The sequence below is a fragment of the Vibrio sp. 10N.261.55.A7 genome, assembly GCF_002877365.1.
In the GTDB taxonomy this organism is placed as follows: domain Bacteria; phylum Pseudomonadota; class Gammaproteobacteria; order Enterobacterales; family Vibrionaceae; genus Vibrio.
Window position 1 is genome coordinate 1 of record NZ_MCWZ01000011.1, and the last position, 13,384, is coordinate 13,384.

The 13,384-nt window shown below is 44.7% G+C and carries 12 protein-coding genes and 6 tRNA genes; 11 read left to right on the top strand and 7 right to left on the bottom strand.

Annotated features, from left to right (window positions below):
• Window positions 1–108: 108 nt before the first annotated feature.
• From ushA to hemA, 7 genes are all read right to left on the bottom strand, one after another.
• Window positions 109–1,770, bottom strand: coding sequence for a bifunctional UDP-sugar hydrolase/5'-nucleotidase UshA (gene ushA, locus BCU12_RS01225; RefSeq protein WP_102402589.1), 1,662 nt, complete (start codon window positions 1,768–1,770; stop codon window positions 109–111).
• 382 nt (window positions 1,771–2,152) lie between these two features.
• Complete coding sequence (gene kdsA, locus BCU12_RS01230) at window positions 2,153–3,004, bottom strand: 3-deoxy-8-phosphooctulonate synthase (protein WP_102402590.1); 852 nt, start codon at window positions 3,002–3,004, stop codon at window positions 2,153–2,155.
• Between the two features lie 97 nt (window positions 3,005–3,101).
• Complete coding sequence (locus BCU12_RS01235; RefSeq protein WP_102402591.1) at window positions 3,102–3,911, bottom strand: SirB1 family protein; 810 nt, start codon at window positions 3,909–3,911, stop codon at window positions 3,102–3,104.
• A gap of 212 nt (window positions 3,912–4,123) precedes the next feature.
• Window positions 4,124–4,507 (bottom strand): SirB2 family protein, encoded by a 384-nt coding sequence (locus BCU12_RS01240; RefSeq protein ID WP_102402592.1) that lies wholly within the window; start codon window positions 4,505–4,507, stop codon window positions 4,124–4,126.
• A gap of 15 nt (window positions 4,508–4,522) precedes the next feature.
• Window positions 4,523–5,371, bottom strand: a complete 849-nt coding sequence (prmC, locus tag BCU12_RS01245; protein WP_277871243.1) for a peptide chain release factor N(5)-glutamine methyltransferase — start codon at window positions 5,369–5,371, stop codon at window positions 4,523–4,525.
• Window positions 5,372–5,384: 13 nt separating this feature from the next.
• Entirely contained in the window at window positions 5,385–6,473 is a 1,089-nt protein-coding gene (gene prfA / locus BCU12_RS01250; protein ID WP_102402594.1) for a peptide chain release factor 1, read from the bottom strand.
• Window positions 6,474–6,559: 86 nt separating this feature from the next.
• Window positions 6,560–7,819, bottom strand: a complete 1,260-nt coding sequence (hemA, locus tag BCU12_RS01255; protein ID WP_102402595.1) for a glutamyl-tRNA reductase — start codon at window positions 7,817–7,819, stop codon at window positions 6,560–6,562.
• A gap of 164 nt (window positions 7,820–7,983) precedes the next feature.
• Between hemA and lolB the strand changes: the two genes are divergently transcribed.
• From lolB to BCU12_RS01310, 11 genes are all read left to right on the top strand, one after another.
• The gene (gene lolB / locus BCU12_RS01260) at window positions 7,984–8,592 is read left to right on the top strand and encodes a lipoprotein insertase outer membrane protein LolB (protein WP_102402596.1); all 609 of its coding nucleotides are present in this window, start codon (window positions 7,984–7,986) and stop codon (window positions 8,590–8,592) included.
• Between the two features lie 3 nt (window positions 8,593–8,595).
• Entirely contained in the window at window positions 8,596–9,468 is an 873-nt protein-coding gene (gene ispE / locus BCU12_RS01265; protein ID WP_102402597.1) for a 4-(cytidine 5'-diphospho)-2-C-methyl-D-erythritol kinase, read from the top strand.
• A 28-nt stretch (window positions 9,469–9,496) separates the two neighbouring features.
• Window positions 9,497–10,441: a ribose-phosphate pyrophosphokinase gene (locus BCU12_RS01270; protein WP_102402598.1), complete on the top strand. Its 945-nt coding sequence runs from the start codon at window positions 9,497–9,499 to the stop codon at window positions 10,439–10,441.
• Window positions 10,442–10,605: 164 nt separating this feature from the next.
• Entirely contained in the window at window positions 10,606–11,196 is a 591-nt protein-coding gene (pth, locus tag BCU12_RS01275; RefSeq protein WP_102402599.1) for an aminoacyl-tRNA hydrolase, read from the top strand.
• A 10-nt stretch (window positions 11,197–11,206) separates the two neighbouring features.
• Window positions 11,207–12,298, top strand: coding sequence for a redox-regulated ATPase YchF (gene ychF / locus BCU12_RS01280; RefSeq protein WP_102402600.1), 1,092 nt, complete (start codon window positions 11,207–11,209; stop codon window positions 12,296–12,298).
• Between the two features lie 290 nt (window positions 12,299–12,588).
• Window positions 12,589–12,665 (top strand) — tRNA-Met (locus BCU12_RS01285).
• Window positions 12,666–12,716: 51 nt separating this feature from the next.
• Window positions 12,717–12,801, top strand: a tRNA-Leu gene (locus tag BCU12_RS01290).
• 31 nt (window positions 12,802–12,832) lie between these two features.
• Window positions 12,833–12,907: transfer RNA gene (locus tag BCU12_RS01295), tRNA-Gln, on the top strand.
• Between the two features lie 80 nt (window positions 12,908–12,987).
• Window positions 12,988–13,064, top strand: a tRNA-Met gene (locus tag BCU12_RS01300).
• Window positions 13,065–13,147: 83 nt separating this feature from the next.
• A tRNA-Leu gene (locus BCU12_RS01305) sits at window positions 13,148–13,232 on the top strand.
• Window positions 13,233–13,262: 30 nt separating this feature from the next.
• Window positions 13,263–13,339, top strand: a tRNA-Met gene (locus BCU12_RS01310).
• The last annotated feature ends 45 nt before the right edge of the window (window positions 13,340–13,384 follow it).

Genomic DNA, 13,384 nt, shown 5'->3' on the forward strand with positions numbered 1-13,384 from the left:
CGATGAACCAAAAAAAAGCGATGCACACTGTGCACCGCTTGATTCGATTTCAACGCTTCATTGAGGTAAGCCTCAACGGTTTCGTTGTGAAATCATTTTACCGCTTAGTTACTTGTAAACCATTTCACCTGATGGTGCGTAAAGGTTTACATCAACCGGGCTGTTTGCTTCTAGGTAGTCTTTCAGTACTTCCGCATCAACAAAGCCCGTATTCACATGACCAGCATGACCGGTCAGTTTAGGGTAACCGTCACCACCCGCTGCATTGTAGCTAGGTACAGTAAAGCGGTACGTATCATCAAGGCGTAACTGCTTACCACCAATGAAAACATTGGAGACTTCACCGTTTTCAACGGTCATAGAAATGCCTGCAAACTGAGCATATGCACCAGAGTCAACGGGCTTGGTTGCGACAACGTTTAGGTAATCAATGACTTCAGCACCTGACATATCCGTGTACGTAAGGATATTGGCAAATGGTTGAACAATGAGTACGTCTTTGTAAGTAACATCACCATACTCAATTGAATCACGTACGCCGCCAGAGTTCATCACAGCGAAATCAGCCTGTGCTCGCTCCATATGCGCTGTTGCAATCAAACGACCTAGATTCGTCTGTTGGAAGCGAACGACGTTTCGATCACCCTCTAACTTGCCGTTGATCTCAGCGATTTTAACGTTGAGTTGCGCTTGGCCTTGTTCTTGATAAGGACGCAAGAATTCGAGTAACTCTTCGTCTTGAGCAATTTCTTCTTCAATCAGAACGCGTTGCTTCTTGCCATCAACCTTGACCTTTTTCTTAAGGTTCACAGGAATGAGATCGTAGCTCACCATTTCTAGTTCACCATTGCGGAACTCGTAATCAGCACGGCCAACGTATTTGCCCCACTCGTGAGCCTGAACGATGTAAGTACCGTTTTGCATGTCTGGCTTACACTCGTCACTTGGTTTGAATTTCTTCGTCACGACATTTGGTGCTTCCATACATACAGGCTCTTGAGAGTGACCACCAACGATCATGTCCAGAGACCCTTCATCAAGATAGCGCGCTAAAGCAACATCACCTGGCGCGTTAATGCCACGCTTGCCGTCTTCATAGTGACCCATGTGCGTCACAGCGAAGATCAAGTCAGGTTTTTCCGTTTCTTCTAGCTCAGCAATCAATTTCTTCGCTTCCGCTTTTGGATCACGGAAATCAATGCTGGCGATGAACTCTGGGTTACCAATCTTCGCTGTATCTTCAGTTGTTAAACCAATCACGGCGATCTTGATGCCTTGTTTCTCAAACATTTCATAGGCTTGGAACTTGCGCTCACCCGATGCTTTGTCGTAGATATTCGCAGACAGCATTGGGAAGTTTGCCCAATCGATTTGTTTTGCTAGCACGTCTAGAGAGTTATCGAACTCATGGTTACCCAATGCCATTGCATCGTAGCCAATCTTGTTCATGCCTTTGAAATCTGGTTCTGCATCTTGAAGATCAGACTCAGGCACACCAGTGTTGATATCGCCGCCAGATAGTAGTAGAACACTGCCGCCTTCAGCACGAATTTCTGTACGCAATTCGTCGATTAATGTTTTACGAGCGGCCATACCGTACTCGCCGTATTTGTTCTGCCAGAAACGACCATGGTGGTCATTGGTGTGTAAAACAGTCAGTTTATATGTAGTATCTGCGTCCCACTCGTGTGCTGGTTGAGTTGCACAACCCGCTAGAGTGGCAAGAATTGCTGCGCTTAGCGTCGTTTTTAGAATTAGGCCTTGCTTCATTGTCATACCTTTGAACTGTTGGGGGATCCACTGCGTAAATATCGATCCATAAAGAATAGTCTTCACCGAGGTTTCGGTGCTTATGGCTCTATAAAACTTGAACTAGTTTAAATTAACAGAGCAACCCGAACATGCTGATTTCATATTTATGTTAACTAGATCTCCTAAAAACCGTGAATAACCTGTAACAGTTCAGCGAGTTTTCATATCAAATTTCAATGGATCACAGGCAAACGTTTTACTGTGAAGTAAGGCATATATGGAAAGTTTTTTCTTATTCGGGACTTTATATCTATCTGGACAGGGACAAACTTGACGCACAAAAAAGCCAGCGACGAGCTGGCTAAGTATTCAATATATTGACTCGAAGTGAGTCTCGATACTATCTAATATCAATAGAATCAAAACCTTTAATCAAGTCATCTAGCGATTTCATTTGCGCTAAGAATGGTTCAAGTTTATCAAGCGGCAATGCAGAAGGCCCATCACACAGTGCTTTGTCTGGGTTAGGGTGTGCTTCAATAAAGAGACCTGCAATACCCGTTGCTAGACCCGCTTTAGCCAGCTCAACCGTCTGCTCACGACGACCACCTGAAGCAGCACCAGAAGGATCACGCATCTGAAGTGCATGCGTCACATCAAAGATGATTGGGCTGCCGTTTGAAGCCTTTTTCATCACGCCAAAACCAAGCATATCCACGACTAGGTTGTCATAGCCCATGCATGAACCACGCTCACAAAGAATGATATTCTCGTTGCCACATTCAGCAAACTTATCAACGATGTTCCCCACTTGGTTCGGGCTCATGAACTGTGGTTTCTTAACATTGATGACCGAACCCGTTTTCGCCATCGCTTCTACTAGGTCAGTTTGGCGAGCAAGAAATGCAGGTAACTGAATGACATCAACAACATCTGCAACTGGCTGTGCCTGAGCTTCGGTGTGGATGTCAGTAATGATTTTTACACCAAACGTCTCTTTAAGCTCTTGGAAGATTTTCATGCCTTCTTCCAAACCAGGGCCACGGTAAGAATGCACAGAGCTTCGGTTGGCTTTATCAAATGACGCTTTGAATACGTACGGGATGCCCAACTTCTCAGTGACTTTTACATAGTGCTCACAGATTTGCATGGCTAGATCACGAGACTCTAGAACATTCATTCCAGCAAACAAAGTAAATGGCTTATCGTTAGCTACTGGAATATCACCAACGTTAACTACTTTTTGTTCCATTTTAATCTCTCTATAAAGTTATGGCTCAGGGCTTTAATTTCTTATATTTGATGAAGGCCATCAGTTGCCACTCATCAAGAAAATTCGCCTTGGTCTATTAATGGATGACAACCGCTGTTTCACTCATTGCACTGATTTGGTTCTTCAACAATTCAGCGGCGGGATCGTCTGGGCACTGGTCAACGAAATACTGAAAATCTAATGTGGCGATTTGATGGCAATCTAACTGCTGATAGATGTAGCCTCTGTCACGTATCTCATATGGGTCGTCTGGGACAAACGTTAACGCAAGGTTCGAACACTGCAAAGCCAAAGTATAGCGCTCTTCTCTGAGAAGAGAGCTTTTCAGCAGCGCTAACCAACGACCAATGACTGTCGGATTATCCGCGGCATCAAGGTGCTTCGACTTCACTTTTGCCAGTTGCCCTTCTTGTCCTTTTAACCAAGATGTTAGCGTGTGCAGAGAGACATACTCTCCATCGAACGGGTTAACATACACTGGCTTTTCACCGTACCAAGTCAGTTTGAGAATAAACTGCGTTGGGAAAGTCACCCCTTCAATAGGAAACCCTAGCTTGCGTCCGAGGTATAAAATAAGCGCACCCAAACTGACAGGGATGCCTTTACGGCGCTCTAATACTTTGTCGATAAACGCATTGTTAGAGTTAAAATAGGCGTCTTTGTCCCCCTGAAAACCCCACTCCTGATAGAAGAGTCTTAGAAAGGCTTCAAACTTTAACTTTTCATCTACTTCATGGCATAGCGCTAATTCCGCTTCCACAAATAGACGTTCGAGCTCATTTTCGGCCCATTTTTTCTCTGTCTCTGGGTTCACTGCTTTATTGAGCATTAATGCCCCTTCCGCGAGTTCCATCGAATCAAAATCTTCGTCAAATAGTTCCAACATCAACTATTGCCTTTACCTATTCTTCATTCATTTAGTGTGGATTGGGCTCTACATTAGCGATCACTTTCATGGATTTTCATGAAATAGACGCCCTATAAAACTCACTCTGCCTTGCACTTGGTTTGCAAATGGATCATAGGAACCTTTTTACTCCCCATGATCATTTTGCTTATTAGTGTTCAAGTGCGTTGCAAGAAAACCACCTTGATTTGTTAACCTAAAAAGATCGGTGTTTTTGTCAACGCCACTTTGGCGGCCATGATCAGCCAACCTAACGCGCCCAAGAAAGAGAACGTTCTCAATAGTTTATTGCGACCTAATTTCAAGGCAAAGAAGCCCAACGCGATATACGCCAAAATACAGGTAAACTTCTCCATTAACCAAGCGCCGTTCGGGCTTAGTGGGCTGAAACCTGTGATGTACATCAAACCAAAACCAGACAGTAACAATAACGTATCATTGATATGCGGGAAGCGCTTTAACACTGGGTTATTCAATAATTTAGAGTCTGCCATCATCAAGCCGTAGCGAACCGATAAAAGGGTCGCGCTCAGTGCTATTGTCAGCATGTGAAAATGTTTAAGTCCTTCGTACATTGCTATCTCTCTTATTTATTTTTTCTTCCATTGACCGAAGGTAACTCGATCGTTATTTCCATAATCTTTTACTGTTTCAATGCCTTGATAACCCGATGCTGCCAATATGTCACGAACCCGTCGGCCTTGCTCAAATCCATGTTCAAACATCAACCAGCCATCTTCTTCTAGATAGTCGACCGCGGTTTGCGTGATATGACGGATATCAGCAAGTCCGTTCTCTTTTGCTACTAAGGCACTCATGGGTTCAAAACGCACATCGCCTTGGGACAGGTGTGGATCGGCCTCATCAATATACGGTGGATTAGAAACGATTAAAGCAAACTTTGTTCCATCTTCAAGAGGGGAAAACCAACTTCCAGACAAAAACTGTGTATTTCGGATATTGAGGCTTTGCGCATTTTCGGTTGCAAGGTGTTGAGCCTCTACTTTTAAGTCTACCCCAACCACCTCACGTTCTGGTAACTCAGACGCTAAAGCGAGCGCAATCGCCCCCGTTCCTGTCCCTAAATCTAGGATAGGACCAGATTGACCAGTGGATTTATCCAATGCCACTTCAACTAGGCGTTCAGTATCTGGACGAGGGATTAAAGTGGTCGGAGACACCTTAAGCGGTAATGACCAAAACTCTCTTTCCCCCACAATATACGCGATGGGTTCACCGTTAATACGGCGTTGCAATAACGGCTCAAAGCCCGACAGCTCGAGTTCCGTCAACTCTTTATCTGGCCAAGTAAGTAAAAATGAGCGAGGTTTGTCTAAAGAGTGGCAAAGCAGCACACCGGCATCTAAATTCGGCGATTCGCTGCCGCTTTGTTCAAGAGCGCTGGTTGCGCTCTTCATCGTTTGTTCTACAGTCGACACGAATAACGCTAACCTAGTTATTGTCTGCAAGTGCAGCGAGTTGGTCTGCTTGGTGCTCTTGAATGACTGGGTCAACAAGGCTTTGTAGATCGCCTTCTAGTACTTCTGAAAGGCGGTATAGAGTCAAGTTTATACGGTGATCTGAAACTCGACCTTGTGGGTAGTTGTAAGTACGAATGCGGTCACTACGATCACCAGAGCCAAGAAGGTTACGACGAGTATCAGAGACTTCAGCCGCACGACGCGCTTCTTCCGCCTGAACGATACGAGCGGCCAACACTGTCATCGCTTTCGCTTTGTTCTTGTGCTGTGAACGCTCATCTTGACACTCGACGACAGTACCCGTTGGTAAGTGAGTAATACGAATAGCAGAATCAGTCGTGTTAACGTGCTGACCACCTGCGCCCGATGCACGGAAGGTATCGATTTTTAGATCACCAGCTTTGATTTCAGGTAAATCCGCTTCTGGGATTTCAGGCATAATCGCAACGGTACACGCAGACGTATGAACGCGACCCTGCGATTCTGTTTCTGGTACGCGTTGAACTCGGTGTCCGCCTGATTCAAACTTCATTGTCCCGTAAACAGCTTCGCCACTGATTTTAGCAATCATTTCTTTAAAGCCGCCTTGCTCTGAGTTGTTACTGCTCATCACTTCAACGCGCCAACCTTTCTTCTCAGCAAACTTAGAGTACATACGGAAAAGGTTACCTGCGAAGATACCCGCTTCATCACCACCGGCTCCCGCTCGAATTTCTAGGAAACAGTTGCGCTCATCATTGGGATCTTTTGGCAATAGTAGAATTTGCAATTCATCAGCCAGTCGCTCGATAGTCGTTTTTGCTTCTTTAATTTCTTCTTGTGCCATCTCACGCATTTCAGCGTCGTCTTCTTTCGCCATCTCTTCAGCGGCTTCGAGATCTCCTTGAGCTTGCTGATAGGCTTGAAAGCACTGAGTCACTTCTTCAAGTTGAGAATACTCACGTGAAAGAGCTCGGAATTTGTTTTGGTCACCAATGACATCTGGGTCACCAAGTAGATGTTGAACTTCTTCATAGCGTTCAACGAGTGTTTCAAGCTTTACTAAAATCGATGCTTTCATAATTCTTTTCTTAACTTAGGTTACAAAGGTCACTGTATAAGTGACCTTCTAAATAAAATTCTATTTTTTGAGCGGTCGGTTTATGACTACTTTAGTTCGTCTAACCCGAGACTTTGCCTTATTACGGCAAGTTTTGCGGGTTCCCCTTGCTCTGCTGCACTCTGAAGTGCGCGAGTCGGTGCATGTATCAGTCTGTTTGTTAGCTTATTACTGAGTTCAAGCAATACCTTTTCTGGCTCTCCACCGGCTAATAGAGACTGTACGCTTCTTGCTAGCAATTCCTCTCGAATTTCATCGGAAGATTTTCTATATTCTCTAATACTATCTACCGCTTGAAGTGACCTTAGCCATGTCATAAATGAGGCACTTTCTTCACTTACAATGGCTTCAGCTTGTATCGCTTCGACTTTTCGCTGCTCAATATTACTATCTACAATGGACTGAAGATCGTCGACAGTATATAGGTAAGCATCGTTAAGGTCGCCTACTTGTGACTCAATATCTCTTGGAACCGCAATATCGACGAACAAGATGGGTTGATGTTTACGCGTTTTGAGCGCGGATTCGACCATACCTTTTCCTATGATAGGAAGCGGACTCGCCGTAGAACTGATCACGATGTCGGCTTTTGGCAAATGCTCTGGGATCTCTTCTAAGCTAATGACCTGTGCACCAAACTGTTCCGCAAGGCCTTGTGCACGCTCTCGGGTTCGGTTAGCAACAATGATCTTTGTACAACCATTACTCGCTAAGTGCTTAGCCACAAGCTCAATGGTTTCTCCGGCTCCCACAAGCAACACGGTTGAATCAGCCAAGGACTCAAAGATGTGTTTTGCTAACGTGCAAGCCGCATAGGCAACAGACACCGCGCTACTGCCTATTTCTGTTTCAGTACGAACTCGCTTTGCAACTGAGAAGGTTTTTTGGAACAGCTTCTCTGCAGTGGCATTGACCGATTTTGCTTCACGCGCATCTGAATAGGCTTGTTTCACCTGACCCAAAATTTGCGGCTCGCCCAATACCAAAGAGTCTAATCCACAGGACACTCGCATGAGATGTCGAATCGCAGCTTGCTCTTCATGCACATAGATGCTCGGTTTTAATTCTTCAGGGCTAACTTGATGAAACTGTGTTAGCCAATCAATCACCTTGTTTTTCGATGCCGTTTTCGTATCACAATAAATCTCTGTGCGGTTGCACGTAGATAAAATGACACTGCCATTCACATTTGCGTTCGCTTCTAGCTGCGTTAACGCATCTGAGAGTTTATCAGGGCCAAACGCCACTCTCTCACGCAAGTCAACAGACGCTGTATTGTGATTAATGCCAATAACGAGCAGGGACATGTATAGAAGGTTCTCAAACTAAGGGAAATACAAATTGGTTCAGAATTTTACTTGATGCCTTTCGTTATTAAAAGGGCGAAGGCTATTTGTTTTACTGAGTTCGTGATATCAATGATATAGTTAGGGCTATTAGCCATCGACAATTGTTTAAAGCGCAACCAGTTATGATTAACTTTCGACGACTTCTACCTTTTGCTCTCTGTTTCTTTTTTCTCTCGGGTTGTTCAACCTTACCTGAAAGCCAAACCAGCGTGGAATGGCAAGCGCATCAGCTAAAACTTGAATCAATCAAGCAATATCAATCGGTTGGAAAGCTGGGCTACATCGCACCAGAACAAAGGCAGTCTCTTAATTTTCAGTGGAAGCACAACCCAGACGCAAGTCAGTTACGTTTAAGCACCTTCATTGGTCAAACCGTCCTAAACCTATCTGTCACCCCTAAGGGTACGACTGTCGAAACCTATGATGGGCAAAACCTTTCTCACGCCAGTGCCGATGTATTAATTGAACAATTAACAGGGTTAACCATTCCCATAGAGCACCTCCAAGATTGGTTGCTTGGAAATCCAACGTCTGCAGATAATTTTCAACTTAGCGAGAATAATACGCTGAGCTCTTTAACCAAATTGGTCGGACAGCAGCCTTGGGAATTGCAGTATTTATCATTTCAAGACATTGAGTACATGGGTGCCCCACTCCCGTTACCGAAAAAAATCAAACTAATTCATCAAGACACAGTCATCAACTTAGTCATCACCAAGTGGACCTTATAACGCATGATACCAACCACCACTTATTGGCCCTCTCCGGCTAAACTCAATCTCTTCCTCTATATCACGGGTCAGCGCGACAACGGGTATCATGAACTGCAAACCCTGTTTCAATTTGTCGATCATGGTGATGATTTGGAAATAACCGCGGACTCTAGCGGTGTGATCACCCTGCTAAACCCAGTTGAAGGCGTCGCAACCACTGATAATCTTATCTGGAAAGCCGCGACAGCCCTTCAAGAGTATTCTGGCTGCACCTTGGGCGCCAAGATAGGAATCAATAAGGTTTTACCAATGGGCGGGGGAATCGGCGGTGGGTCGTCGAATGCAGCGACAGTGTTAGTTGCATTGAACCATTTATGGCAATTAGAGCTCTCCGATGACGACCTCGCGACTATTGGCTTAAAACTGGGTGCCGACGTTCCCGTATTTGTGCGAGGATTCGCTGCTTTTGCAGAAGGTGTGGGTGAAAAACTCTCTAAAGCGGAACCCGAAGAAAAATGGTATCTCGTCATAAAGCCTTCCGTAAGCATTGCAACAGCAGACATATTCACACACCCAAATTTAACACGTAACACCGAAAAACAACCCTTAGAAAAGCTAATGAACGGGGTTTACGGAAACGATTGCGAAAAAATAGTACGAATGCTGTACCCAGAGGTTGATCAGAAACTTTCATGGCTGCTACAATATGCGCCGTCAAGATTGACTGGAACAGGTTCGTGTATTTTTGCTGAATTTAGCAACAAAAATGACGCTATACTTGTACAAGAGCAACTCTCTGATACGGTCTCCGCATTTGTTGCGAAAGGGCGAAATATTTCCCCTTTAAAAGAGACCTTGGCTGAATACCAATCAGCCCACACCGACTTTATTTAAAACTGGACGCAACCCTGAGGTTTCCACCGTGCCTGATATGAAGCTATTTGCTGGTAACGCAACACCTGAACTAGCCCAACGTATTGCTGATCGTTTATACATTTCTCTTGGCGACGCTACTGTAGACCGTTTTTCTGATGGCGAAGTCGCTGTTCAAATCAACGAAAATGTTCGTGGCAGTGATGTATTCCTGATTCAATCTACTTGTGCGCCAACCAATGACAACCTAATGGAATTGGTGGTAATGATTGACGCAATGCGCCGTGCTTCAGCGGGCCGTATTACTGCTGTAATCCCATACTTTGGTTATGCACGTCAAGACCGTCGCGTACGCTCTGCTCGTGTGCCAATTACTGCAAAAGTTGTTGCAGACTTCCTGTCTAACGTTGGTGTAGACCGCGTTTTGACTATCGATTTACACGCTGAGCAAATTCAAGGCTTCTTCGATGTACCTGTAGATAACATCTTCGGTACTCCAGTGCTTCTTGAAGATATGGCTAACCGCGGTCTAGACAACCCTGTTGTGGTTTCTCCAGACTTAGGCGGCGTAGTTCGAGCTCGCGCAACAGCTAAAGCACTAGGTGACGTAGACATCGCTATCGTTGATAAGCGCCGTCCACGTGCTAACGTTTCTGAAGTAATGAACCTTATTGGTGATGTTGAAGGTCGTGATTGTGTTATCGTTGATGACATGATCGACACAGGTGGCACACTCTGTAAAGCAGCGGAAGCGCTAAAAGAGCGCGGTGCTAAGCGAGTATTTGCTTACGCTACGCACGCTGTTTTCTCGGGTACTGCTGCTGCAAACATTAAGAACTCAGTTCTTGACCAAGTTATCGTTACCGATTCTATTACCCTATCTCCTGAGATGGCGGCAACAGGTAAAGTAACTGAGCTAAGCCTTTCTCGCATGCTTGCTGAAGCGATTCGTCGTATCAGCAATGAAGAGTCAATCTCTGCGATGTTTAGCTAATAAACCTCTTAAGCGAACCTAGGGAAAGCCCCCTAAAATAGCTTAAAATGATAAAAGCACTTCTTAAACGAAGTGCTTTTTTTATATCCTTACACGCGCTAGAGCCAAACCTCTTTTCTGTGATATGATACGGCGCTTTTTGATAATCCAGAGAGATCTTAACTTTGAGTCAACAAATTAAACTGCTTGTTGGTCTAGCGAATCCCGGCCCTGAATACACTCGAACTCGCCACAATGCGGGAGCATGGGTCGTTGAAGAGTTAGCTAGAGTTCATAACGTTACCCTAAAAAATGAAACTAAGTTTTATGGGTTAACTGGCCGTATCCTCATCAATGGCGAAGATCTCCGCCTGCTTATTCCAACGACTTTCATGAACCTGTCAGGGAAAGCCGTTGGGGCGTTGGCTAAGTTTTATCAAATTAAACCAGAAGAGATCATGATCGCCCATGATGAATTAGATCTACCACCCGGCGTGGCTAAATTCAAAAAGGGTGGCGGTCACGGTGGGCATAATGGCCTGCGCGACACAATTAGCAAACTGGCTAATAATAAAGAGTTTTATCGCTTAAGAATTGGCATTGGCCATCCTGGGCATAAAGACAAAGTTTCAGGTTATGTGCTTGGTAAAGCCCCAGCAAAAGAGCAAGAATGCTTAGATGCTGCAGTTGACGAGTCTGTACGCTGCCTAGACATCTTATTGAAAGATGGCCTCACCAAAGCACAAAACCGCTTACATACGTTCAAAGCAGAATAAGGTTAATATCATGGGTTTTAAATGTGGCATTGTTGGATTGCCAAATGTCGGTAAATCAACGCTATTTAATGCACTAACTAAAGCTGGCATCGAAGCCGCTAACTTCCCTTTCTGTACTATCGAGCCAAATACCGGCATCGTACCGGTACCAGATCTACGATTAGACGCACTTGCGAAAATCGTGAACCCTCAAAAGGTTCTGCCAACAACGATGGAATTCGTTGATATCGCTGGCCTTGTTGCTGGTGCTTCAAAAGGTGAAGGGTTAGGGAATAAATTCCTAGCAAACATCCGTGAAACTGACGCTATCGGTCACGTTGTTCGCTGTTTTGAGAACGAAAACATCATTCACGTTTCGGGTAAAGTTTCTCCGATCGATGATATCGAAGTCATCAACCTTGAACTTGCACTGGCTGACTTAGATTCATGCGAGCGTGCTATTCAACGTAACGCTAAAAAAGCGAAAGGCGGAGACAAAGACGCGAAGTTCGAGATCACCGTACTTGAAAAGCTTTTGCCGGTATTCACTGAAGGCGGCATGGCTCGCACCGTTGATCTAGGTAAAGAAGAGTTAGCAGCTATTGGTTACCTTAACTTTCTTACATTGAAACCAACAATGTACATCGCTAACGTCAACGAAGATGGTTTTGAGAACAACCCATACCTAGACGCTGTTCGAGAGTACGCAGAAAAAGAGAACAACGTTGTGGTTGCCGTTTGTGCGGCTATTGAATCTGAGCTGTCTGAACTAGACGATGAAGATCGTGAAGAGTTCTTAGCTGACATGGGCATTGAAGAACCTGGTCTTAACCGTGTGATTCGTTCAGGCTATGAATTATTGACTCTGCAAACGTACTTTACTGCTGGCGTTAAAGAAGTTCGTGCATGGACGATTCCAGTTGGCGCGACCGCACCTCAGTCTGCTGGTAAAATCCACACCGATTTTGAAAAAGGATTCATTCGAGCTGAAGTTGTTGGTTATGATGACTTTATCCAATTTTCGGGTGAAAGTGGCGCAAAAGAAGCAGGTAAATGGCGTCTAGAAGGTAAAGATTACATCGTTAAAGACGGTGACGTCGTACACTTCCGCTTCAACGTATAATTCAATAGGTTAGCCCCTCTTGTGTTACGTGTATAAAGAGCCAGCAACTAAGCTGGTTCTTTTGTTTTTAACAGTTAGTAACGCTTTGCTCATTAATTATTAACCTGACTATTTTTGTTGATTCACAAGCACTTTTCGATCACAAACACAGCGCTTTGTTCAAAAAGAAACCGAACAATAGATTTATCTGGATTTATTACAAAAAACTATTGACGGTTTTGGCTCAACTACGCATAATGCGCCCCGTTCCCAACGAGACTCGCTCTTGGTGGGAAAGACAATTTGGAAATGGCTACTTAGCTCAGTTGGTTAGAGCACATCACTCATAATGATGGGGTCGCAGGTTCAAATCCCGCAGTAGCCACCATTTCCTAAACGCTTATTTGGATTCATTCTCGATGAGTTTTTAGGAAATAATGCGGACGTGGCGGAATTGGTAGACGCACCAGATTTAGGTTCTGGCGCCGCAAGGTGTGAGAGTTCAAGTCTCTCCGTCCGCACCATATTTAGATATCTCTTAGAGATGTCGATTGTTGGGCTATCGCCAAGCGGTAAGGCACTGGCTTTTGATGCCAGCATTCCCTGGTTCGAATCCAGGTAGCCCAGCCACTCTTTAAAAAGTGGCATTATTCTGAAAAAGATGATGACACTCGCAGTGAGATTGATTATATTGTCTCGCTCGAAAAGATGGCTACTTAGCTCAGTTGGTTAGAGCACATCACTCATAATGATGGGGTCGCAGGTTCAAATCCCGCAGTAGCCACCATACAACGTCTAGTTGATTTACCAATCGTCGACTATGGCTATGAACTCTTGCTTAGAGAATTCTTAATTGAATTATTCAGCACCGCGGTCGTGGCGGAATTGGTAGACGCACCAGATTTAGGTTCTGGCGCCGCAAGGTGTGAGAGTTCAAGTCTCTCCGACCGCACCATACATTGAAATAGTGTGTTTACATTATTTAGGCTACTTAGCTCAGTTGGTTAGAGCACATCACTCATAATGATGGGGTCGCAGGTTCAAATCCCGCAGTAGCCACCATACAACGTCTAGTTGATTTACCAATCGTCAACTATGGCTATGAAC